The organism is Enterobacter sp. MGH120 (assembly GCF_001037725.1).
Classification (GTDB): domain Bacteria; phylum Pseudomonadota; class Gammaproteobacteria; order Enterobacterales; family Enterobacteriaceae; genus Enterobacter; species Enterobacter hormaechei_C.
Genome location: NZ_KQ089940.1, coordinates 2162664 through 2185879, shown reverse-complemented (window position 1 = coordinate 2185879; position 23216 = coordinate 2162664). Strand labels below are relative to the sequence as shown.

Annotated in this window: 17 protein-coding genes and 2 tRNA genes; 12 read left to right on the top strand and 7 right to left on the bottom strand. The window is 50.9% G+C overall.

What is annotated here, in order from left to right:
- Positions 1–148 precede the first annotated feature (148 nt).
- The 4 genes from SK54_RS10255 (at position 149) to SK54_RS10245 (ending at position 3030) form a co-directional block, all read left to right on the top strand.
- Positions 149–224: transfer RNA gene (locus SK54_RS10255), tRNA-Asn, on the top strand.
- A gap of 329 nt (positions 225–553) precedes the next feature.
- Positions 554–880, top strand: a complete 327-nt coding sequence (locus tag SK54_RS21910) for a phage holin family protein (RefSeq protein ID WP_017693121.1) — start codon at positions 554–556, stop codon at positions 878–880.
- Complete coding sequence (locus SK54_RS10250) at positions 867–1256, top strand: M15 family metallopeptidase (RefSeq protein ID WP_032654154.1); 390 nt, start codon at positions 867–869, stop codon at positions 1254–1256. The genes SK54_RS21910 and SK54_RS10250 overlap by 14 nt, the downstream gene beginning before the upstream one ends.
- Before the next feature lie 247 nt (positions 1257–1503).
- Positions 1504–3030 carry an aryl-sulfate sulfotransferase gene (locus SK54_RS10245; RefSeq protein WP_023294976.1) on the top strand — a complete coding sequence of 509 codons (1527 nt, stop codon included), beginning with the start codon at positions 1504–1506 and terminating at the stop codon, positions 3028–3030.
- Positions 3031–3135: 105 nt separating this feature from the next.
- Here SK54_RS10245 and SK54_RS10240 read toward each other — a convergent pair whose 3' ends face one another.
- Positions 3136–4311 carry a cytoplasmic protein gene (locus SK54_RS10240; RefSeq protein ID WP_127341046.1) on the bottom strand — a complete coding sequence of 392 codons (1176 nt, stop codon included), beginning with the start codon at positions 4309–4311 and terminating at the stop codon, positions 3136–3138.
- A 132-nt stretch (positions 4312–4443) separates the two neighbouring features.
- On the opposite strand from SK54_RS10240, the gene SK54_RS10235 reads away from it, so the two are divergent.
- The 3 genes from SK54_RS10235 (at position 4444) to SK54_RS10225 (ending at position 8653) form a co-directional block, all read left to right on the top strand.
- Entirely contained in the window at positions 4444–5997 is a 1554-nt protein-coding gene (locus SK54_RS10235; RefSeq protein WP_032648835.1) for a bifunctional metallophosphatase/5'-nucleotidase, read from the top strand.
- A 127-nt stretch (positions 5998–6124) separates the two neighbouring features.
- The gene (locus tag SK54_RS10230; RefSeq protein ID WP_048247126.1) at positions 6125–7687 is read left to right on the top strand and encodes a bifunctional metallophosphatase/5'-nucleotidase; all 1563 of its coding nucleotides are present in this window, start codon (positions 6125–6127) and stop codon (positions 7685–7687) included.
- 84 nt (positions 7688–7771) lie between these two features.
- Positions 7772–8653, top strand: coding sequence for a nucleoside-specific channel-forming protein Tsx (locus SK54_RS10225; protein WP_048247124.1), 882 nt, complete (start codon positions 7772–7774; stop codon positions 8651–8653).
- A gap of 154 nt (positions 8654–8807) precedes the next feature.
- Here SK54_RS10225 and cbl read toward each other — a convergent pair whose 3' ends face one another.
- Positions 8808–9758: an HTH-type transcriptional regulator Cbl gene (cbl, locus tag SK54_RS10220; RefSeq protein ID WP_048247119.1), complete on the bottom strand. Its 951-nt coding sequence runs from the start codon at positions 9756–9758 to the stop codon at positions 8808–8810.
- A 96-nt stretch (positions 9759–9854) separates the two neighbouring features.
- A complete protein-coding gene (nac, locus tag SK54_RS10215) occupies positions 9855–10772 on the bottom strand; it encodes a nitrogen assimilation transcriptional regulator NAC (RefSeq protein ID WP_003859531.1) in 918 nt (305 codons plus the stop codon).
- Positions 10773–11092: 320 nt separating this feature from the next.
- On the opposite strand from nac, the gene SK54_RS10210 reads away from it, so the two are divergent.
- Positions 11093–11168 (top strand) — tRNA-Asn (locus tag SK54_RS10210).
- Between the two features lie 135 nt (positions 11169–11303).
- Here the strand turns inward: SK54_RS10210 and ldtA are convergent.
- The 3 genes from ldtA to SK54_RS10195 form a co-directional block, all read right to left on the bottom strand.
- The gene (gene ldtA, locus SK54_RS10205) at positions 11304–12236 is read right to left on the bottom strand and encodes a L,D-transpeptidase (RefSeq protein WP_045341307.1); all 933 of its coding nucleotides are present in this window, start codon (positions 12234–12236) and stop codon (positions 11304–11306) included.
- A 62-nt stretch (positions 12237–12298) separates the two neighbouring features.
- On the bottom strand, positions 12299–14992 hold the full coding sequence (locus SK54_RS10200) for a cation-transporting P-type ATPase (RefSeq protein WP_048219822.1): 2694 nt from the start codon (positions 14990–14992) through the stop codon (positions 12299–12301).
- A gap of 47 nt (positions 14993–15039) precedes the next feature.
- Complete coding sequence (locus SK54_RS10195) at positions 15040–15471, bottom strand: universal stress protein (RefSeq protein ID WP_003859525.1); 432 nt, start codon at positions 15469–15471, stop codon at positions 15040–15042.
- Positions 15472–15944: 473 nt separating this feature from the next.
- Here SK54_RS10195 and SK54_RS10190 point away from each other — a divergent pair, with 473 nt between their 5' ends.
- Genes SK54_RS10190 through SK54_RS10180 form a run of 3 tightly spaced genes read left to right on the top strand, consistent with a single transcriptional unit; the run spans position 15945 to position 21054 of the window.
- Entirely contained in the window at positions 15945–17030 is a 1086-nt protein-coding gene (locus SK54_RS10190) for an efflux RND transporter periplasmic adaptor subunit (RefSeq protein WP_048247117.1), read from the top strand.
- On the top strand, positions 17030–20092 hold the full coding sequence (locus SK54_RS10185; protein WP_048247115.1) for an efflux RND transporter permease subunit: 3063 nt from the start codon (positions 17030–17032) through the stop codon (positions 20090–20092). The genes SK54_RS10190 and SK54_RS10185 overlap by 1 nt, the downstream gene beginning before the upstream one ends.
- 38 nt (positions 20093–20130) lie before the next feature.
- Complete coding sequence (locus SK54_RS10180; protein WP_162184642.1) at positions 20131–21054, top strand: acyltransferase; 924 nt, start codon at positions 20131–20133, stop codon at positions 21052–21054.
- On the opposite strand, the gene pagP is transcribed toward SK54_RS10180, so the two are convergent.
- The gene (pagP, locus tag SK54_RS10175) at positions 21051–21626 is read right to left on the bottom strand and encodes a lipid IV(A) palmitoyltransferase PagP (RefSeq protein WP_032104792.1); all 576 of its coding nucleotides are present in this window, start codon (positions 21624–21626) and stop codon (positions 21051–21053) included. The two genes, SK54_RS10180 and pagP, sit on opposite strands and share 4 nt — an antisense overlap.
- 256 nt (positions 21627–21882) lie before the next feature.
- Here pagP and shiA point away from each other — a divergent pair, with 256 nt between their 5' ends.
- Entirely contained in the window at positions 21883–23199 is a 1317-nt protein-coding gene (shiA, locus tag SK54_RS10170) for a shikimate transporter (RefSeq protein WP_045338624.1), read from the top strand.
- The last annotated feature ends 17 nt before the right edge of the window (positions 23200–23216 follow it).

The following is a 23216-nucleotide window of genomic DNA, read 5'->3' as shown; positions in this document are numbered from 1 at the left end:
GCGGGCGGCGCATTTTGCTGTGCAATTTGAAAGCAAATTTGCTATTAAATCATCGGTTTGCTGAAATTCTCGGCAAACGAACAAAAACGATGTTTTCCCCTTTGACAAGGCGCACGCAGGTCGATAATATGCGCCTCGTTCACACGATTCCTCTGTAGTTCAGTCGGTAGAACGGCGGACTGTTAATCCGTATGTCACTGGTTCGAGTCCAGTCAGAGGAGCCAAATTTGAAAAGCCTGCTTTTAAAGCAGGCTTTTTGCTTTTCAGCGCATGAGAAATGCAGGACGGCGCCCGTTGCCGTTTTAGTGTTTACCCCCACCTCCTCACCTGTCCCTGTTATATATTCCACTAATAAATAGAATCATTAATATTAATAACACATAACTATCATTCATCAAATATCGATCGGCAAAAACTATTAATTACATTCCGTGTGATATTCATCACAAAACGGGATTGCTCAACGTTTATTATTTACCGCATAGCAAAAGCAAATCGTTAGACCAGGAAAAATAATCTCATCAAGAGCTAAAGTTTTTTACTTATATACCCTATGGAGGTAATTGCTTTGCCATGGAAAGACCCATCATCAAATGCATTTTTTAGCTGGCTTTACATAATATTATTTGGCGCGTGGGGAGGACTTGTCAGATATCTCCTTGACGTTAAGTCTGGCCAGTCGGGAAGAAGTTTATTTTCTGCGTTAGCACAAATTATTGTATCAGGATTTACCGGTGTACTTGCTGGGTTGATGTCACAAAGCCTTGGTTCAGTATTTCATACTTCACTTGCAGTCAGCGGTATATCAGGTGCAATGGGTGTTGTTGCTCTTAATTATTACTGGAAGAAAATCTCTGGAGATAGTAATGATAAATCATGAATTTAGTAGAAAGACTGAAAAGAACCTTAAAGGAGTACATAAAGATCTTTCGGAGGTGATGAGAAAAGCATTGAAATTATCGCCTGTTGACTTCGGTATTTCTGAAGGGGTAAGAAACCAAAAACGACAGCTTGAGCTATTAGCATCAGGGAAATCCTTAACGTCTAAAAGCAGGCATTTAACGGGGCACGCCGTCGATGTATTCGCGGTCATCAACGGTACCGTTTCATGGGATTTTAAACATTATCAGACAATTGCAACGGCTGTTTTTCAGGCCGCTAAGGAGTTATCAGTTGATATTGAGTGGGGTGGCAACTGGACGGAAATAAAGGATGGCGTTCATTTTCAGCTATCACGAAAGATGTATCCTGAATAGAACCTAACACTTTTGACATGTATATTTCCGCAGAGAATACAGCGCATCGTTATTTTCCGGATGATTAACCATGTTCTTTTTACATAAATTTTATAATAGGAGAATGAGAATACAAAATCGCTTTTAATTATCACAGCACAAAATTATCCGTCAGGCGTTTATTTACTCGTTATTTATACAGGCGATGCTTAATTGCGCTGACAAAAAAACCATATATCTTATTGAATGAAATAAAAGGAATACCATCATGACAATTACTTATATTAAAACTGAACTTGCACCAGCCGACAACCAGCTCGCTGCATACCTTTATTTTACCTCAGATACCCCGGTAAGTTATTCTTACACTGTTACAAAAAGGACGACCAGTCCAACCAGCGTAGATTTTACCTATACATCGGATCTCATTTATGGTGTTACTCAAACCATTAAAATCCCTGTTATTGGTCTTTATGCGCAATATGCAAACAGTGTGCAGGTCGTATTTAAGGATGACACGGGTACTGAAGTTTTCAATCAGCCATTTATCATCAGTACAGAAGATCAGGAATATGATACATCTGTCATCTTCCACCTCGATATTGAGCAAACCGATCCTGCACTATTTACCTCTGTATGGGGAAACAGTTGGTTAATGGAATCCACTGGCCGAGGTTATGACCAAAATGGTGACCTGCGTTTTAACTTCTTATCGGTTTATCATCTCCAACCGCTGCGGATCCACAATGGCTACCTCTATACCGGCAGCGACGAAGATATGGCGTGGTACGGCCGTCGCTTTTTCAAAATTGATATCATGGGCAATGTCGTCCTTGAATTCGACATGCGTGATGCTGATGGCAATCACTATGCAAATACTCATGATGTAGTCTGGGACTCCGCGGGCGACATTTATATGTTTGGCACCGATAGCCCTAACCGACTAACCAACACGATGGCGCAAGATGCGCTGGTTCTGAAATTTAACGATCAGACAGGGAAAATGATTTGGGCGAAAAACTATACCAGCGAATATAGTGGTTCTCAAATTCTGAATAACAATACGCCTAATGATGTCCATTTTAACTCTCTTACATGGATTGCAAGCAGCCCAAATAACGAAGAAGCCATTATTGTCCATTCTCGCACAACGAGTACAACTTTTGGTATCTCTATCGTTGATGGCAGTATCTTGTGGGCAATCGACACAGGTAATTTCAACCCTCAGTTCCCGGCAAAACAAGCGACTATTCATATTGATAATTCGGGTATTACTCATTTTGAAAATGGTGCCCATACGGTGTGCATTACGAATAATAGTGCTTTTTCTGCCAGTATCGATCCTACCGCAGGAAAATTTGTCTTATCAGTGTTCGATAACCGATCTTGCGTAGATGAAAATGGCAACCCCGTTATTCGTCCGATAAATGACGCAGCGACGTCGGACCCCTATCAAACAGATCCAGCCCGCATTCTGTTCTATGCGGTCGACTTAGCAGCAGGCACCGCTGTTGAGATTCATGCGCCTGTTGAACTCCCAACGACGCCTATCCTCCAATGGACCGACTTTATGGGAGGCGTGTTTGATCATGGTGATTATTTCACTATTTTTACCTGCCATGCGCGCTCATTCTTTATCAGTGACGTAGACGGTAATATGGTTGCCTCTATCTATGATGTGATTTCTTTATCTGATGGCGCTCCTCAATACCCTGGGGAGGCCTACCGTGCAAGATTATTTAATGAAACGGAGCTTACTGACGTCATCACTGCGGCATCTATTTATGCAAATTAATCAAATGATGTAACAATCTGGAACAGATGCAATTGATCACTGCATATGTTAATAGGGGGTCATGTCGAGCCATGACCCCTTGATGCTATATACGAAGCGCACAGGTCATGACTTCATCGCCGAAAAGATTGAGCCATTATTCATACCTGAAGGCGCTAATGTAAATTTATCGTTATAGTCTTGCGCCAGGGAAAGTAGTATTTGCGTCACCCGCCCTGCGGATAGTTGCGCGCTGCGACTAAAATGCGTTTGTTTATATAGCCAGTTGATAAAGCACCTGCTGGCCGTTAAAGAGAGCCTTTTAGCGTTACTGCTATCCCCCCCTGTTAATGAGCAAACCATCTTACGGTTTCTTCCCTGCTCCCAAAGCTGCCACTGACTTTGCCACCAGCCATGCTGTGACGTTCTCTGAAAATTCCAGGGTATATCACTATCATTATCGTTGATTTCTTCTTCTATAAACCACATTTCACCTTGCCCCAGGCGAAACAAATTTGCCCAGGCGGTAATGACTGCTCCCCGAAGAAAACATTCGTGTGAAATAACATGCATCTTTACCTCAGGAAAGAGGAGATTCAGTATTCGAAAATGCCCGTGAGCCGCTATCACCGGGCGCACAATCGAACCTCTGGCGTTACATTTCAGAGCCGCGCTTCCATACTGTATTTCATCGAACTGGCTCCGGCGCAGAAACTGTGTCTCTCGCATATCAACGCGTTTTACAATATCAGCGTGTTGCAAATCAGGCTCGATATTTCCCTTCCAGTGATAACGTAATGTTTCCCCACTTTGATGCTCAGTAAAATTAGTGGAGAGATGAATAATATTACCGCGAATGGCATCAAAACTGATCAGGACATACAATTTCTGTTCTGCAATTCTCCCCTGGAACGGTACAACCAGTGACACAGTTTCAATACGTTCTGGAGACACTATTTTTCTTTGCTTTTGCTGTTTGGGTGTCCAGACTTTTTTGCAGGCGCGGCACTGAACGCGCTGTGTCCCCCGTGGGTTATAACCATAACAAATAGTTTTCGCGCAATAACATTCAGGGCAAAAATAACCGTTTTCTAAGGCATAGGCGCTTAAGCAAGAAAAAAGCCATTCATTAAATTGTTGTTCATTAAACAGAGGGGGATAACTCCCACATGCCCGGCAGTGCAATGCTGGATATCCCAGCCTGTAGTCTGGCCAACTGTAATCTTCAGATGCTGAGACTGGCAGCCCTAAATTACGGCAACCAAACGATTTACAGGTATTAATCGTAAACAGAATCAATATTAATCACCAACGATTTGAATGGGTCGGTGATTTTGCCGCATAACTCTTGCATAAGTGTGTGAGCAGGTTCGCATAAAAAATCCTTTCAGAACGTAAAGTAGCGAATCTTTATATGACTGAAAGGAACGACTTATGAAGATAAAGTTAATCGCTGCGGGTATTCTGACGACGCTACCATTTTGGGCCTGCGCTAAGGATGTCACCATCCTTTATACCAATGATCTCCATGCTCATGTAGAACCTTATAAAGTGCCATGGATTGCTGACGGCAAACGGGATATTGGTGGCTGGGCGAATATCACTACTCTGGTAAAAGAGGAAAAATCAAAAAGTAAAGCGACATGGTTTTTTGATGCAGGTGACTATTTCACTGGCCCTTATATTAGTAGCTTAACGAAGGGAAAAGCAATTATTGATATTATGAATACCATGTCGTTTGATGTTGTAACGATAGGTAATCATGAATTTGATCATGGCTGGGATAATACATTATTACAGCTAAGCCAGGCGAAATTCCCTGTCGTACAGGGCAACATATTCTATGAGAACAGCAGCAAATTATTCTGGGATAAACCTTATACCATCGTCGAAAAAGATGGCGTGAAAATTGGCGTCATTGGTTTGCACGGCGTGTTTGCCTTCAATGATACCGTCTCCGCGGCAACGCGCGTAGGCATTGAAGCGCGGGATGAAATTAAGTGGTTACAGCGCTATCTGGATGAACTGAAAGGCAAAGTCGACCTGACCGTATTGCTGGTCCATGAAGGTACACCGGCGCGTCAGTCCAGTATGGGAGGGACCGACGTACGACGTGCACTGGATAAAGATATTCAAACTGCAAGCCAGGTGAAAGGTCTGGATATTCTGATTACGGGACATGCGCATGTCGGTACGCCGGAACCGATTAAAGTTGGCAATACGCTGATCCTCTCGACCGACAGCGGCGGCATTGATGTGGGGAAACTGGTACTGGACTACACGAAGCCGCATCAGTTTACGATGAAAAATTTTGAGCTTAAAACCATTTACGCCGATGAGTGGAAGCCCGATCCGCAAACGAAACAGGTTATAGACGGCTGGAATAAGAAACTGGATAAAGTAGTTCAACAAACGGTGGCGCAGTCGCCGGTTGAGTTGACGCGCGCGTATGGTGAATCAGCCCCGCTGGGTAATCTGGCTGCGGACGCTCTACTGGTGGCTGCGGGTAAAAATACTCAGCTAGCCTTGACCAACTCGGGCGGCATTCGCAATGAGATCCCGTCGGGCGCAATTACGATGGGTGACGTCATCAGTACGTTCCCCTTCCCTAACGAGCTGGCCACAATGGATCTTACGGGTAAACAATTACGCACGTTGATGGAACATGCCGCAAGTTTAAGTAATGGCGTCTTGCAGGTTTCAAAAGGCCTGGAGGTGAAGTATGACAGCAGTAAACCAATCGGTCAGCGGGTCGTCGTATTTACCCTTAATGGCAAGCCGATTGAGGATGCGACAGTCTACCACATTGCCACTCAGAGCTTCCTTGCTGACGGCGGCGATGGTTTTACCACCTTTACCGAGGGTAAAGCGCGTAATACAACAGGCGGTTACTACGTTTCTAATGCCGTGATCGATTACTTCAAAGCGGGCAACACTATTACGGATGAGCAGCTCAACGGCATGCGCGTTGCTGATGTGAAAAAGTAAAGGTTCTTACCATACAGGCTTTTGGCGCCGCATTGGTGATGAATGCATTGAAATAAAATAAACGTTTAAGGGTTCATACCTCTACATGGACCCTTTTCAAGCTATTATTTTTTCAAGGGAATTGATTATGAAGAAAAATATAAAGCTGAGCCTGATTACGTTATGTTGGTTCGCAACGTTAACCGCCTCAGTTCATGCAAAAGATGTAACAATTTACTATACCAACGATCTACATGCTCATGTCTCTCCTGGGAAACTACCCACCATTGACAAAGAACGTCTGGTAGGAGGTTTTGCGAATATAGCGACCATCGTCAATGATGCTAAGAAAATAAGTAAAGATGTTTTTTTCTTTGATGCAGGTGATTACTTTACCGGGCCCTATATAAGTACCCTGACCAAAGGCGAAGCCATTATTGATATCATGAACACCATGCCCTTTGATGCTGTGTCAGTGGGAAACCACGAATTTGACTATGGCGTTGATAACATGGTTAAGCAGTTATCAAGAGCACACTTCCCCATTTTGTTAGGTAATGTTTTTTATACCAACAGTGAAAAGCCCGTCTGGAATACCCCCTGGACGGTTGTCGAAAAAGATGGCATCAAAATTGGCGTAATCGGGGTACATCAGAAATTTGCATTTTATGACACGATTGCAGCTAAGGCTTACGCTGGTTCAGAGGCGCGTGATGAAGAGCCTTATATTCAAAAAGGGCTTGATGCCTTAAAAGGTAAAGTGGATATCATCGTGCTGCTTATTCATGAAGGTACGCCAGCGCGCCAGTCAAGCTATGGAAACAAAGACGTAGCCAGAATGCTACAAGCTGATATCGATACCGCGAAGAAATTTAAGGGTATTGATGTATTAATCACAGGCCATGCCCATGTAGGGACGCCAGAACCGATTAAAGTTAATGACACTCTCATTGTTTCAACGGATGCCTATGGTACTGACATTGGTAAATTAGTATTGGATTTTAACCCTCAGACGAAGAAAATTGAGCGTTACAAAGGTGAATTAATCACTGTATTTTCTGATGAATATAAACCTGATCCAAAAGTACAGCTTAAAATTGATGAGTGGAATGCCAGTCTGAAAAAAATCACTGGCCAGGTTATTGGTTCGACAACGGCGCACTTTACGCGTTCATATGGGGAATCATCACCCGTCGGTAATTTGATAATTGATGCCATGATGGCAAAAGTGCCGGATGCCGTCGTTGGATTACAAAACAGCGGAGGGATACGTGCTGATTTCCCACAGGGAAATTTAACCTACGGCGATGTTATTACCACCTTCCCGTTTAATAATGACCTGGTTGAAATGGATCTTACCGGAAAAGATCTCACCGATTTAATGATCCATGCGACTAATCTCACCAATGGTATTTTGCAAGTATCAAAAAGCGTTCATGTTGTCTATGACAGTACAAAACCGCTGGGCAAACGTCTCATTAAATTCACTGTCAATAATCAACCCATAGATCCGACCAGGATATATCGGGTTGCTACACACTCATTTTGTGCGACAGGTGGCGATGGATTTGAAGCATTTTTAAAAGGGAAAAATATTAAAACTATTAACAGCACTACCTCTGCCGATTCAATTATTGATTATGTGAAGGCGCATAGCCCAGTTAAACCCGATCATGAAATGAGGGTGACTGATGTAAGCGCAGCAAAATGAATTAAACAAGAAGTGATTAAATACTGACATGTATTTTAAATACCACTCGCTTTTCAACATACTCCCATTAAAGGAAATACACGCATGAAAAAAATGAAATATCTTTTACCAGGCGCATTGATAATGCTCCCCATGATTGCGTTTGCGGACTCTGGTAATAATGAATATCTATCAGACTGGTGGCATCAAAGCATTAATATAGTCGGCAGCAACTCTACTCGCTTTGGGCCACAAAAAAGGTCCGATCTCTATCCAGAATACCGTGCGTGGGCACATGTGGATTGGTTTGATTTTTACGGCTATGCGGATTTACCTAAATTTTTTGGTTTGGGAAATGACAACGACATTGGTATTTGGGACAATGGCTCGCCATTCTTTACAGAAATAGAGCCACGTTTTAGTATCGGTAAATTAACGGGACTTGATCTGAGCGTTGGTCCATTTAAAGAATGGTATTTTGCTCACAACTATATTTATGATGCGGGTACTAACGAAGGACAGCGTCAAAGTACCTGGTATATGGGAATTGGGACGGATATTGATACGGGATTACCGATGACTTTATCTGCAAACATCTACGCTAAATACCAGGGGAATAATTATAACGTCGCCAACGAAAACGAATGGGATGGATATCGCTTTAAATTAAAATATGCTATTCCTTTAACTACACTGTTTGGCGGCAAGCTAAATTACATCGGTTTCACCAATTTTGATTTTGGCTCAGACTTAAAAGACGAATCAGGTGGCGAGCAACCCTTTTACTCCCGTACTAATGATTCAATAGTTTCTACCCATATCCTCAGCTTAGTTTACTCTCACTGGAGCTATGGCGCCACCCTTCGTTATTTCTATCATGGTGGGCAATTTGAAGAAGGCAGTAAAGCATATAATAGCAAAGGGCAGATCACCCGTATAGACTCTACGGGGTGGGCCTACTATTTAACTGCCGGATACACTTTTTAAATATGTCTAAAAGGAATTAGCCATTAAGAAATAAAATAATAATGCCATTCATTTATGGATGGCATTATTTTATTTAACCCGGTACACGTATCACCCAGGAAGACTTAGAGCCACTCTTACCGTTCCCGGCAGACAATGCGCCGCCGGGCAAAAACTAAATCTGATAATCAATCGCCACCTCTTCCGGCTCCATCACCTGGCGTTTGATCTCATCTACAGAGAGCCCCGCATTGCACAGCTCGATAAAACGCCACACATAGTTACGCTGAAGCTGCCCGCGCTTCAGCCCGAGCCAGACGGTGTTCGCATCGAACAGATGACGTGTATCCAGACGCACCAGATTACCAGCCTCATATTCTCCGCCAGACTGCTCGGCCACCAGGCCAATCCCCAGCCCTAACTCGACGTAGGTTTTGATCACGTCGGAATCCTGCGCGCTCAGCACCACGTCCAGCGTGAGCCCTTTACGCTTGAACGCTTCATCTATGCGCGAACGCCCGGTAATGCCCTGCCGGTAGGTGATAAGCGGCCATTTGACGATCTCTTCCAGCGTCAACGGCGAAACCTGATTCAGCGGGTGATCGGCGGGTAACAGCAGGCTGTGGTGCCAGCGGAACCACGGGAACGCCACCAGCAGCGGGTCGTTGCTCAGACGTTCACTGGCGATACCGATATCGGCCCCGCCGTTATGCAGCAGCACCTCAATTTCCTGCGGCGTGCCCTGGATCAGTTCGAGACGTACGTCAGGGAAGATCTCACGAAATGCTTTGATAACCGTCGGAAGGCTGTAACGCGCCTGCGTATGGGTGGTGGCGATAGTCAGCACACCCGAAGCGTCGTTGGTAAAGAGATCCGCCAGCCGACGAACGTTGCTGGCCTCGTTGAGAATGCGCTCAGCGATGGTCAGCAATGCCTTGCCTGGCTCGGTCATACCCAGCAGGCGCTTGCCGCGACGGATAAAAATCTCAATGCCTAACTCCTCCTCCAGCTCGCGGATATGTCGGCTGACGCCCGACTGAGAGGTGTAAAGCATATTGGCGACTTCGGTCAGGTTGTAATCCCGCCTGGCCGCCTCACGAATAATTTTAAGTTGCTGGAAATTCACAATTCACTCCGGCGCATCTGACATAAGACTATTGTTAGAGTCAGCCGGGCTGGAGAACAAATAATAAAAACCAGCATCTTATGCTTATTTGGAATATCAGCTGACGAGTTGTAGCTCGCGATTTTCCAGGGACGGCTTACTGACCAGAGACATCAGGATCTCTTTCACCGCCTGCGCCTGCGGTGACAGGGAGCCGCGCGCGGACATATTCAACGACAGCGGTAAGCTCATGGATGGCGTGGTGATGCGGGCCATCCAGCCGTTCGCCGCGCTGCACAGTGAACGTGCGGCAGACTCGGGCAGAACCGTTACCCCCATGCCGCTGGCAATGGCGGCAGTCAACGTGGAGATGGAATCAATCTCGCCGATAATTTTCGCCGTCAGACGGCGCAGCGAGAACGCTTCGTCAACGCGCACGCGCACGGCACTGTAGTCGCGCGGCAGGAACAGGTTCATCTCTGCCACAGCGGTTAAATCAATGCTCTGACCGGGACAATCACGGGTACCGACCAGGTAAAGATCTTCCTTCAGCAGCGGCTGGCTGGTGATCCCGGCAACCGGGGAGCGATCGTACAGCACCGCCATATCCAGCTGACCGTTGAGCAGTTTGTCATTGAGCACGGAACCACTGTTCTCATGCAGATAAACCAGCACTTCCGGTAGCTCCGCGCGCACCGCCTGAAGCAGTGGCATGGTGACAGACGATGCGGCCGTTCCCGGCGCCAGGCCAATGGAGACATGGCCGCTCAGGGTCTGACCCACATTGTGCACGGCAAGCTGCGCCTGTTCACACTGACGCAGGATCGTGCGGGCATGGGTATATAAAATTTTTCCCGCTTCGGTAGGCGTTACGCCGCGCTTGGTGCGGATCAACAGTTGCTGGTCCATTTCGCCTTCCAGAGTCGCGACCTGCTGGCTCAGCGCAGGCTGCGCGATATGCAGCACTTCAGCCGCCTGGGTCAGGCTGCCGATATCGACGATTTTTACGAAGTATTTCAGTCGTCTTAAGTTCATGTTGCCCCCTGTTCGAAAATAGCGTGCCGGTAACGGCTGTGTTGTTAAACAGGTTTTGCAATATGGATGCCAGTTTTTTGCAGCGGGTGTATGTCGCTGCTAAGCGGCTGAAAATAAGGAAAGCCAATCACTGGTGCCTGTTTTGAGTCGAGGACAACGGTTTCCGATCTGCCCCATTCGGGGTATATCTGCACAATAATGGTGCATTCCGTTGGCAAAAACGTCACTTTGCTGGTTTTGTCAGCAAACAGTTCAAAGTCGGCGATCCATCCTTTGACAAGGCGTACGCAGGTCGATAATATGCGCCCCGTTCACACGATTCCTCTGTAGTTCAGTCGGTAGAACGGCGGACTGTTAATCCGTATGTCACTGGTTCGAGTCCAGTCAGAGGAGCCAAATTTGAAAAGCCTGCTTTTAAAGCAGGCTTTTTGCTTTTCTGCGTTCGGTCAGTTTGTCGGGTGGCGCTGCGCTTACCCGACCTACATTCTGCGTTCGGTAAAATTGTCGGGTGGCGGCTTCGCCTTACCCGACCTACGGTCCTGTAGGCCCGGTAAGCGCAGCGCCACCGGGCATAGCAAGCTTCACCGGCATCCCCGACCGCCGTTCCAGCTCAGCGCCCGCCCCTTCATTTATCAGCTGCGTCCTTTGCGTGGCCGAAATGGGTAGCGGCACCTTATTTGTCGATTCAAATTCCGCGCGATTGCGTGAAAGCGGCTCGTGAACCTCTACCCAACGGCTACCGTCCGGCTCGGTAGTCACTTTTACGGGCTGATCGATAAGCTGTACCCGCGTCCCCACCGAAACGTTATCGAACAGGTATTTGATATCGTTATTACGCAGGCGAATGCAGCCCTGGCTGACGCGCAGACCAATGCCGAAATTTGAGTTGGTACCGTGGATCGCGTACAGCCTGCCGATATAGAGGGCATACAGCCCCATCGGATTATCCGGCCCGGCGGGAACGAACGCAGGCAACGTTTTCCCCTCTTTCGCGTAAGCGCGTCGCGTATTTGGCGTGGGTGACCAGGTTGGGCCTTCCTGTTTGCGCTCAACGGCGGTTACCCAGTTACGCGGCGTTTCGCGCCCGGCCTGACCGATGCCAATAGGCAGCACCTCAACCGTGTTGCTGCCGGGTGGATAATAGTAAAGTCGCATTTCCGCGACGTTCACCACAATCCCCTCGCGCACCGTTGGCGGCAGAATAAGCTGCTGGGGTACCACCAGCTGTGTTCCGGCTCGCGGTAAAAACGGATCCACCCCCGGGTTGGCTTCCAGCATATTGCTCAACCCCTGTCCGTGCTGCGCTGCAAACGCTTCGAGCGGCAGAGTATTGCCCTCAGGCACGGTGATGGTGATCGGCGCCCCCACCAGACGGCTGCCCTCGGGAGGGAGGGGGTAGGTTACAGCAGATGCAGCGGGAACCAGAATACCAAGCGTAAAAACGAACGAGGCAAATCGAATCATAGTGTTCTGTACTCAGTCAAAGAGAAAGCCTGCCGGTGGGCAGGCTTAGCCTACTCATTCAGTCATCTTTTCGTCGTGCGCCATCTCCGGGTAAGGACTTTTTCTGCTTCAACAATCATGAACATCGCAAACCCAATCAGGAAGGTAATGATCCAGTAGCGGAACGGTAGCGCTTCGGTACCGAACAGCATTTGCATGAACGGCGCATAGATGATCAGAAGCTGAAGGGCCAGAAGTACGCCGCTCACGATCCATATCCCCTTGTTAGCCAGCAGACCTTTACTCAGGGAGAAGCCGTCGGTGACGCGGCAGTTGAGCATGTAAAACCACTGGGCGGTGACCAGCGTTTGCAGCAACACGGTGCGGATGAACTCCGGTGAGTAGCCGCGTGGTTGCAGCCAGGCCTCCAGCACAAAGGCGCTGATGGCAATCATCAGGCCGACAAACACCACTCGCCAGATGGCATAACCGTCCATCACATGCAGGTTAGACTTACGCGGCGGCCGGTTCATGATGTCCTTCTCACCCGCTTCAAACGCCAGGCCAAACGACAGCGTTGCCGAGGTTGCCATGTTCATCCACAGGATCAGTACCGGCGTTAATGGGATCAGGTTCCCCGCCAGCAGGGCAATAATGATCAGTAAGGCCTGGGCGATGTTGCTCGGGATAACGAACAAAATGGTCTTTTTCAGGTTGTCGTAGACCCGACGCCCTTCATGGACCGCCCGGGCAATGGTGGCAAAGTTATCATCCGTTAACACCATATCGGCGGCTTCTTTGGTGACTTCAGTACCTTTGATCCCCATCGCGATGCCGACATCCGCCCGCTTCAGCGCAGGCGCATCGTTCACCCCGTCCCCGGTCATTCCGACCACTTCCTGCTTACTTTGCAGCGCCTGCACCAGGCGGAATTTATCTTCCGGGCTGGTGCGGGCAAAGATATCGTATTTTTGCGCCGCCTCGCTCAGCTGGTGGTCGTCCATCGCCTCCAGTTCGCGCCCGGTAATGGCGCTCACCGCGTTGCCAATACCCAGCATCTGTCCAATGCTCATCGCCGTTTGTGGATGATCCCCGGTAATCATTTTCACGCGAATGCCCGCCTGCAAGCAGTCGGCAATGGCCGAAATGGCTTCCGGGCGCGGGGGATCCATCATGCCCGCAATGCCGAGCAGTATGACCCCTTCTTGCAGATCCGCATGCGTCAGCTCGCGCTGCCCGCTGGCAGCCGGTTTCCAGGCCGCAGCCACCATGCGCAATCCCTCGCGCGCATACTCTTCAATCTTCTCTTCCCAATAGTGCAGGTTGAACGGCTCCAGCCCGTTTTGGGTCTGCTGGTGCTGGCAAAGACGGAAAAGGACGTCCGGCGCACCGGTGATTAACATCACCTCTTCGTCGCCCAGGCGATAGAGGGTGGACATGTATTTATATTGCGAATCAAATGGGATTTTACTGCGCAACTCGGCGTCAATTGCCGGAAGCGGGATTTTGGCCGCCAGCACCTTCAGCGCGCCTTCGGTTGGACCGCCGGTGATTTTCCACAGCCCCTGCTCATCTTTGATCAGCTGGCTGTCATTACAGAGATCGACGGTGCGCAGATAGCGCTCCAGCACAGATCCCGGGGTCACGGTGACCGGTGTCGGATCGTCAACGGGGTGAATAGTACCCACCGGCTCGTAGCTGTCTCCCTCCACGCGGTAGGTGGTGTCCGCGGTAATCACCGCTTTTACCGTCATCTCATTCATGGTCAGGGTGCCGGTTTTATCCGAGCAGATAACTGTCATCGCCCCCAGCGTTTCCACGGTAGGCAGCTTGCGAATAATCGCCTTGCGACGCGCCATCGCCTGCACGCCCAGCGAGAGGATGATCGAGATAATGGCCGGTAATCCTTCCGGCACCGCCGCTACCGCAAGGCTAATCAACGACAGCACCAGCTCTGATACGGGCATATCACGGAAGATAAGACTGAAAACGAACAGCGCCAGCATCATCACCAGAATGGTGATAAAAATGGTCTTGCCGAGCTTGTCCATTTGCACCATCAACGGGGTACGGTGTTTTTCAATGTCTGACATCATCTGGTTGATATGGCCGAGTTCGGTCTCCCCACCAGTCGCCACCACCAGCCCTTTTCCCGCGCCGGAGCTGACGGTGGTGCCAGAATAAAGCAGGTTGTAACGGTCGCCTAACGGCAACTCCCCGTGGAGCGCATCGCTGCTTTTCTCCACTACCGTGGATTCGCCGGTGAGAATAGCTTCTTCCACCCGCAGATTGTGCGCCTCTGTCACGCGAAGATCGGCAGGAATGCGATCCCCGGCTCGTATCACGACGATATCTCCGGGCACCAGCGCTGTCGTCGGGATAGTTTCATGGTTGCCCTGCCGGATGACCACAGCCTCGCTGGAGAGCATATTGCGAATACTTTGCAGCGATTTCTCCGCATTGCTCTCCTGAATATGGCCAATCAGGGCGTTAATGATGGCTACCCCAAGAATGACAAACATATCCACCCAGTGTCCCATTATCAGCTTCAGCAGCGCCGCCGCCAGAAGAACGTAAATGAGAACATCGTTGAAATGGGCCAGAAAGCGCAGCCAGCCAGGTTTACCCGGTTTTTGCGGTAAGGCATTTTCGCCGTATTTTTCCAGCCTGGCGGTCGCTTCTGTACTGCTGAGTCCGTCGAGGCTGGATTGGATATTTGTCAGGGTTTCATCAACGGTCTGTTGATAATACGGGCGGTGAGGCTTTTCTGTTATCATCGTTCCTTCCTCGGGTTCTTTTCAGAAATCACCTTGCTTTCATGACATTAACGAATAACGAAAACAGGAACATGCGCGTAACGAACGATACTCGCCGCCTCTGACCCTAATAAATGAGTTTGAATATTTGGATTACGCGATCCCACAATAATCGCACCGACGTTAAGCTCATCCGCCAGTTTGATTACCTCATCACGTATATTCCCGCTGCGAACATGTAGATGGACATTTGCTTCCGGCAGGTTGATTTTTTTTACCAGCGCAGCCAGTTTTTCTTTAGCATTATTAATCATATATTCATCCATCTTTCTCGCGTCTGCAATAAAACCACGGGTCAGTTCCGCCGAGAACTTTGGCATAACGTACAGCAGATGGACATTACCCGATGCGCTTTGCGCCAGGAATTGGGCATGCTGTAGCGCTTTATCAGACAATGCTGTTTCGTATACATCCACCGGCACCAGAATCGTTTTATACATATCAAGCATCCTTTTTTATAACCAACACAACAGTGAGTGAATCAGGAGAGATCGCATCAAACCCATGGGTACAGGCGTGAATGCCTTTTACGGAAAAAAGGAATGGATGCTATTAAACGTAGCACAGGAATATCAGGATGTTATTCAAAGGGGATACACCATCGTAACGCTTGTTTCGCCTGAGTATGTCACGCCACTAATAATGGTTATTTAACATTTATTTATTCACCGACTATGCTCATAGTCAGGCATGCAACACGTTTATTCTCTTTATCCCGCGCCACCTTCAACCTCATGGAGGAATGCATGTACGGTTTAAGCCTGATTCGCCTTGGTTTGTTTATTGCGCTCGCCATTATCGCCAGCACAGCAATCGGTCTATTTACCTATGTGGTCGTCTCGGCCCTGGCAGAATAGCGCCACCCCAGCATTGATGACGAAATAAATAAAACAATTATTATCAGGGGAATACTGTGAAGCGCTACCTCTCTCTTCTGCCTGCTGTTTTATTGCTGCTGACGGCGTGCGATCCGAAACCCGACCGCGCCGCGCCCCTGCCGAAAATGGTAAAAGTCGCAGAGGTGGTCAAGGCCGGCAACGCGCAGCAGCGCGTGTTTCCCGCCCGTATTGAATCCGGCGACGCCACGGATCTCGCGTTCAAACGAGCCGGGCAGATTGAGACCCTGGACATTCGCCAGGGTGCCGTTGTCAAACAGGGGCAACGACTCGCCAGCCTCAACGCCCGTGAAGCCCGGCAGCGCCTGAACGACAGGCAAACGGCGGCGACCCTGGCTCAGCGGCAATTCGACCGCTTCCAGACCCTGGCGGGACGCCAGGCCGTGTCGAAAGCCGAGATGGATGTCCAGCGCGCCAACCGCGATTCAGCAAACGCCGCGCTACAGATTGCGCGCGAAGAATTAAGCCAGATGACGCTCGTCGCCCCCTTTAGCGGGACAGCGGCCAGCATCCATGTGCGAAATCATCAGGTCGTCTCCGCCGGCCAGCCCGTCGTCACTTTGACCCGTACCGATCTGCTGGACGTGGTGTTCAGCCTTCCAGAGAACCTGTTTAACACCTTCGATATTCGCAATGCGCAGTACAAACCGGTAGTGAGGATCAACGCCCTGCCCGGTCGCGAGTTTACCGCTGTGTACAAAGAGCACTCAGGCAGTAGCGACAGCAACACATTGACCTGGCAGGTGATTTTAACCATGCCCCGCCCGGATGATTTTCCCGTCGTGGGCGGCGTCAGCGGAACGGTCACCATCAATTTAACCAACCTTCCGGCTGGTGTGGGCAGTGAGGCGCTGGTAGTGCCGGTTGAAGCGGTCTTTAACCCGGATAACCGCCCGCGCAATGAGCCACATGTCTGGGTGGTGACGGGCGAAGGCGATACGTTGCAGCTTGAAGATCGTAAGGTCAGCGTGGGGCAAGTCAGCGCTGAGGGGGTCGTCATCGTCGGTGGGCTTAAGGCCGGTGAACGCGTGGTGGCCGCAGGCGTTGGGGAGCTACATCCCAACCAGCCGGTACGTATCTGGACGCGTGAACGGGGACTGTAATGGATATCTCTCGTCAGTTTATCAGCAACCCGGTTCGCGTCTGGCTGACTATTTTGCTGCTGGGCGTAGGCGGCATTATTGCCCTGTTGAACATTGGCAGACTGGAAGATCCGGCGTTTACCATCAAAACGGCGGTGGTGATCACCCATTATCCGGGCGCGTCGGCGCAGCAGGTTGAGGAAGAGGTCACCCTGCCGCTGGAAAATGCGCTTCAGCAGTTACCTTATCTGGATAACGTCAGCTCCATCTCCTCCAGCGGCCTGTCGCAGATCACGGTCAATATAGCCTCGCGCTACCACTCAAATGCACTGCCGCAAATCTGGGATGAACTGCGTCGCCGGGTGGGAGATGCCGCCAGACAGTTTCCACCCGGCGTAGTGACCCCGTTTGTGAATGACGATTTTGGCGATGTGTTCGGCTTTTTCTTTGCCATTTCCGGAGATGAATTCAGCAATCCGGAACTGGTCCGGTATGCCGAGCAGCTGCGCCGGGAGTTGGTCCTCGTGCCAGGCGTGGGCAAAGTGGCCATCGGCGGAGCCCTCACTCAGCAGATTAACGTGGACATTTCTCTGAGCAAAATGGCCGCGCGCGGGATAACGCTGAACCAGCTTTCTGCCCAGCTCAGCAGGCTGAACGTGGTCTCCAGCGCGGGAGAGATCCCCTCCGGTACCGAGTCAATTCGTCTGCATCCTACCGGTGAATTCGAAAGTATTGACGAGCTGGCCGATCTCATCGTGACCCCGCCCGGCGTTGGGGCGGCTACCCGCTTACGGGATATTGCCACCCTGTCACGCGGGCTGGATGCGTCCCCTGCCAGCATCTACCATGCCAACGGCAAAAAAGCCGTCACCATGGGCGTCTCCTTTATCCCCAGCGTTAACGTGATCGACGTGGGACATGCCCTGGAGGCGAAGCTTGAGCAGATGTCAGCCGAGAAACCGGCAGGTATCCATATCGACCTGTTTTACGATCAGGCGGCGGAGGTCGGGCATTCCGTTAACGGATTTATCATTAACTTCCTGATGGCGCTGGCGATTGTCATCGGCGTGTTGTTGATCTTTATGGGCTTACGCAGCGGGATCATTATTGCCTTTTCCCTCGCCCTCAACGTGCTGGGCACGCTGCTGATCATGTATCTCTGGGGTATTGAACTACAGCGCATTTCACTGGGCGCGCTGATCATCGCCCTCAGCATGCTGGTCGACAATGCCATTGTTATTGTCGAAGGGGTACTGATAGCCCGGCAGCAGGGCTCGTCCCTGATGAACGCCATTAGCGACATTATTCGCCGTTCTGCGCTGCCGCTGCTGGGTGCAACGGTCATCGCCATCCTGGCCTTTGCGCCCGTCGGGCTGTCACAGGATTCCACCGGCGAATACTGTAAGTCGCTGTTTCAGGTCCTGCTGATTTCGCTCATGCTGAGTTGGTTCTCAGCCCTCACCATAACGCCAGTGCTGATTAAGTGGTGGCTGTTTAAACGAGATGCTGCACCGCCAAAGGCCGACGAAACGGATCCCTATGACAAACGCATCTATCGGATCTATCAGGGTGTGCTCAACGCGCTGTTACGGCGTAAAGCGCCAACGCTGGTAGTGATGGCCGCACTGCTGGCCGCCGCCATCTGGGGCTTTGGCTCGGTGCGGCAGAACTTCTTCCCCTCCTCCAGTACGCCAATTTTCTTTGTCGACCTCTGGCTCCCTTACGGTACCGACATTAACTGGAGCGAGAAAATGACCGGTGATATCGAGAAAACCATTAACGGCCAGCCAGGCGTGGAAACTACGGTCTCGACGATTGGTCAGGGAAGTATGCGATTTATTTTGACCTACAGCGGACAGCGGCAGTACAGCAACTATGCGCAAATTATGGTGAGAATGGACGACCAGCGTAACATCCCCGCCCTGACCCGCCACGTTGATGAGTACATCGCACGAAACTATCCGCAGGTTAACGCCAGCACGAAGCGGGTGATGTTTGGCCCCTCCGGCGACAGCGCCATTGAAATACGTATTAAAGGCCCCGATCCGGACAGGCTGCGTCTGATCGCCAGCCAGGTAGACAACATCCTTACGCGCGATCCGGCGACGGACAGCGTCAGGAACGACTGGCAAAATCGCAGCAAAGTGATCCGCCCGCAGTACGTCACCGCGCTGGGACGTGAGCTTGGCGTGGATAAGCAGGACGTCGATAACGCACTGGAGATGAATTTCTCCGGCAGTCGGGCAGGACTGTACAGAGAAGGCAGCGACCTGTTGCCCGTGGTGGTGCGCCCGCCGGAAAGCGAGCGGCTGGACGCCAATCACCTGAATAACGTTCTGGTCTGGAGCCAGACCCGGCAGCAGTATATTCCGCTGAGCAACGTCATCAGCGGCTTCTCGCTGGAGTGGGAAGATCCGCTGATCCTGCGCCGTGACCGCTCCCGCGTGCTGACCGTGCAGACCGACCCTGACCCGCTAAGCCAGCAAACCTCCGGCGATATTCTCGCCCGCGTGAAGCCGCAAATAGATGCCCTTCCCCTGCCCCACGGCTACAGCATTGAGTGGGGCGGGGACGCGGAGAACTCCAGCGAAGCGCAGCAGGGGCTATTTACCACGCTGCCGCTCGGCTATCTGGTGATGTTTGTGATCACGGTGCTGATGTTCAGTTCGGTGAAAAACGCCGTCGCCATCTGGCTGACCGTGCCGCTGGCGCTGATCGGCGTGACGCCGGGGTTTTTAATTACCGGCATCCCTTTTGGCTTTATGGCGTTGATTGGCCTGTTGAGCCTGAGCGGGATGCTGATCCGCAACGGCATTGTGTTGGTGGAAGAGATAGAACAGCAGAAAGCGCAGCAGGATCAGCACAGTGCTATCGTGTACGCCGCCACGTCGCGCCTGCGTCCCATCCTGCTCACCGCCTTTACGACCGTACTCGGCCTCGCCCCTCTGTTGCTGGATGTGTTCTTCCAGAGCATGGCCGTTGTGATTATGTTTGGGCTTGGGTTTGCTACAATCCTGACGCTGCTGGTACTCCCCGTAATTTACGCGTGTTTCCATCGTAAGGACAAAGCTGAACAACAATGAATGCGACAGGGCTGAATATCATCAAGACGCTGGGCTGTATGACGGCGGTGACCTTTTTCACCATCTACAACACCTGGGATCATTACGATTATGACTATCACTGGATCCTCGGTTTTTTAACCTTCATTTCGACCATCGCCACGCCGTTATTTTTTGTGGTTGCAGGGTATCTGGACGGGCAATCCCGACACGGCACGCGCTGGCAGCTGGATAAGATCAAAAGCCTGGTGATCGTCTTTCTGTTCTGGGTAACGATTTACTACCTGTGGGAGCCCTATCAGCGCGGATATCTGATCCAGCCCTGGTTCGTGTTCGCGTTTATCGTGATTTACACGTTTCACCCGGTGGTGGAGCGGCTCAGTCAGCGACGAATGCTCTTTTGCGGGGTCATTGCCACCCTGCTGCTTTTCTCATACGGGTACGATTTGCTGTCAGCCCTCTATCCTGATGCCCACGTCCTTTCATTGTCGCCGCAGTATCGCCTGTGGACGTGGCTGCTGTTTTATCTGACGGGGCAGCTCTTTTGCGATCCGCAGATCGCGGCGTGGATCGGCCGCAAAAATGTGGTCAGGGCCGCGGTGATTGCCATACCGTTTATTTATCTCTTCACGTGGTTTTACGAGCGGCACTTCTTTTTTGCGCTATTTAAAGCAGACAGAAACGCCTTTATTCTTACCGGATCGCAAATCTACATTCTGATTATTGCCCTGGTGATTGCGGCCAACGGAGTGCGGTTTCGCCGCAATGCGGAGTTTAAAGAGTCCGTGCTGGCCGCCATTAGCAAAACCATGACCGGGGTCTATATTATGCACTACTCGGTGTTTCACCTGCTGACCGCGCTCATTCCGGTGACGTCTCTGAGCACCAAGCTTGCTCTGATTGTGCTTACCTTTGTTACGTCGGTCCTGTTTTCGCTGCTGATCCTGTCCAACGCAGTGGCCAAAAAAGTGATCACCCTCTAAAAGCCCAGGCGCAGCCAGGCAAACAGCACGTTGCCGTTGTTGTAGGTTCCGGGGATATAGGTGAACTGGACGGTGACGCGCTTATATCCGGCAGAGAAAAGCGGGAAGATAAACGGCAGCGGGACATAGTTGGCAAAGTCGTCGCGTGCCGTGATCCCCGCAGCGGCCCCCAGCCCCAGACGGAAATCTTTTGCGTTATCCAGATACCAGCCTTTCTCCCAGCCGTAGCCCATCGCAGGCTGCCATTCGTTATGTGAATCTTTGAACATCATGGCAAAGAGCGCGCTCCAGTTGCCCTCGTCGTTGTAGCGGGACACGCCCAGCCCCCCGCCCCACGGCATTTCGTTGTAGTTGTCGGTTTTCTCTTTGTCATACATGAATCGAGCATGCCAGCTCAGAAACGGAAGGTAGAGATCGTAACGATCCGGCTGTTCCCAGGTTTGCGCAATATCGTCCGTTACTGCATCCCACCAGCGGTGAATACGCTGTTCGCCATAGACTTTCGGCTCCGCATGCAGCGGAGATACGACTAAAACCAGGACTACCCACAGTGCAGGAAAGAGGCGTTGCATCGTTATACCCTCAGCTTACGTCACGCAGCGATCGTTATTACTGTAAACCATTCAGCCCTAACCGGAGCCAAACAGGCTGATTTATGTTGTCGCCCGATAAGATGAAATTTATTTATTCTGCGCTTTCAGGAAAGATAAAAACGTTTTCTCAGGCCGCCTGTCGCGGTAGTCTCATACATTCCGTCAATATGACGGCCGCGATGTGAGTGACCTTTTCTTATACCAATAATTAAAAATCAGTACAGACAGGACAACTATGGACTCCACCCTTATCTCCGCTCGCCGCAACGAGGAGACACCTTCGCTTAACCGCGCCCGCCGCGCCGCTTTAGGTAGCTTCGCAGGCGCCGTCGTCGACTGGTATGACTTTCTGCTCTACGGTATTACCGCTGCGCTGGTCTTTAACCGTGAATTCTTTCCCCAGATCAGCCCCGCCATGGGCACGCTTGCTGCGTTTGCCACCTTCGGCGTCGGTTTTCTGTTTCGTCCTCTGGGCGGGATAATTTTCGGCCACTTCGGTGACCGCCTTGGCCGGAAACGTATGCTGATGCTCACCGTCTGGATGATGGGCATTGCCACCGCGCTGATCGGTATTTTGCCCTCCTTTGCCTCGATTGGCTGGTGGGCTCCGGTGTTGCTGGTTACGCTGCGCGCCATTCAGGGCTTTGCCGTCGGCGGCGAATGGGGCGGCGCGGCATTGCTGTCCGTGGAAAGCGCGCCGAAGAATAAGAAAGCGTTTTACAGCAGCGGCGTGCAGGTGGGTTATGGCGTGGGTCTGCTGCTCTCCACGGGCCTGGTGTCGCTAATAAGCCAGCTCACGACAGACGAGCAGTTCCTGAGCTGGGGCTGGCGTATTCCGTTTATCTTCAGCATTGTGCTGGTCGTGGTGGCCCTGTGGATCCGTAACGGCATGGAAGAGTCGGCTGAGTTTGAACGGCAGCAGCGCGAAAAACCGGTCGCGAAAAAACGGCTGCCGGTGATGGAAGCGCTGGTGCAGCACCCTGGCGCTTTTCTGAAAATCATTGCCCTGCGCCTGTGCGAACTGCTGACGATGTATATCGTCACCGCCTTTGCCCTGAACTACTCCACGCAAAACCTCGGCCTGCCGCGGGAATTGTTCCTGAATATTGGCCTGGTGGTGGGCGGGATCAGCTGCCTGACCATCCCCTGCTTCGCCTGGCTGGCGGATCGCTTTGGCCGTCGACGGGTGTATATCACCGGGGCGCTCATCGGCACACTCAGCGCCTGGCCGTTCTTTATGGCGCTGGAGGCACAGTCGGTCTTCTGGATTGTCTTCTTCGCGATCATGCTTGCGAACATCGCTCACGATATGGTGGTCTGCGTGCAGCAGCCAATGTTTACCGAGCTGTTTGGCGCAAGCTACCGTTACAGCGGCGCGGGCGTGGGATATCAGGTGGCGAGCGTGGTCGGCGGTGGGTTTACGCCGTTTATCGCCGCCGCGCTGGTGACGTTCTCGGGCGGTAACTGGCATAGCGTGGCGATTTATCTGCTGGCGGGTTGCCTGCTTTCTGCCGCCACCGCCCTGTTGATGAAGGAAACCGTGCACAGCTGATCTCCTCACTTTTGTTT

Coding starts and splice junctions, on each gene's coding strand:
- SK54_RS21910 (WP_017693121.1), top strand. CDS start 554: ATGGAGGTAATTGCTTTGCCATGGAAAGACCCATCATCAAATGCATTT.
- SK54_RS10250 (WP_032654154.1), top strand. CDS start 867: ATGATAAATCATGAATTTAGTAGAAAGACTGAAAAGAACCTTAAAGGA.
- SK54_RS10245 (WP_023294976.1), top strand. CDS start 1,504: ATGACAATTACTTATATTAAAACTGAACTTGCACCAGCCGACAACCAG.
- SK54_RS10235 (WP_032648835.1), top strand. CDS start 4,444: ATGAAGATAAAGTTAATCGCTGCGGGTATTCTGACGACGCTACCATTT.
- SK54_RS10230 (WP_048247126.1), top strand. CDS start 6,125: ATGAAGAAAAATATAAAGCTGAGCCTGATTACGTTATGTTGGTTCGCA.
- SK54_RS10225 (WP_048247124.1), top strand. CDS start 7,772: ATGAAAAAAATGAAATATCTTTTACCAGGCGCATTGATAATGCTCCCC.
- nac (WP_003859531.1), bottom strand. CDS start 10,772: ATGAACTTAAGACGACTGAAATACTTCGTAAAAATCGTCGATATCGGC.
- ldtA (WP_045341307.1), bottom strand. CDS start 12,236: ATGATTCGATTTGCCTCGTTCGTTTTTACGCTTGGTATTCTGGTTCCC.
- SK54_RS10200 (WP_048219822.1), bottom strand. CDS start 14,992: ATGATAACAGAAAAGCCTCACCGCCCGTATTATCAACAGACCGTTGAT.
- SK54_RS10195 (WP_003859525.1), bottom strand. CDS start 15,471: ATGTATAAAACGATTCTGGTGCCGGTGGATGTATACGAAACAGCATTG.
- SK54_RS10185 (WP_048247115.1), top strand. CDS start 17,030: ATGGATATCTCTCGTCAGTTTATCAGCAACCCGGTTCGCGTCTGGCTG.
- SK54_RS10180 (WP_162184642.1), top strand. CDS start 20,131: ATGACGGCGGTGACCTTTTTCACCATCTACAACACCTGGGATCATTAC.
- pagP (WP_032104792.1), bottom strand. CDS start 21,626: ATGCAACGCCTCTTTCCTGCACTGTGGGTAGTCCTGGTTTTAGTCGTA.
- shiA (WP_045338624.1), top strand. CDS start 21,883: ATGGACTCCACCCTTATCTCCGCTCGCCGCAACGAGGAGACACCTTCG.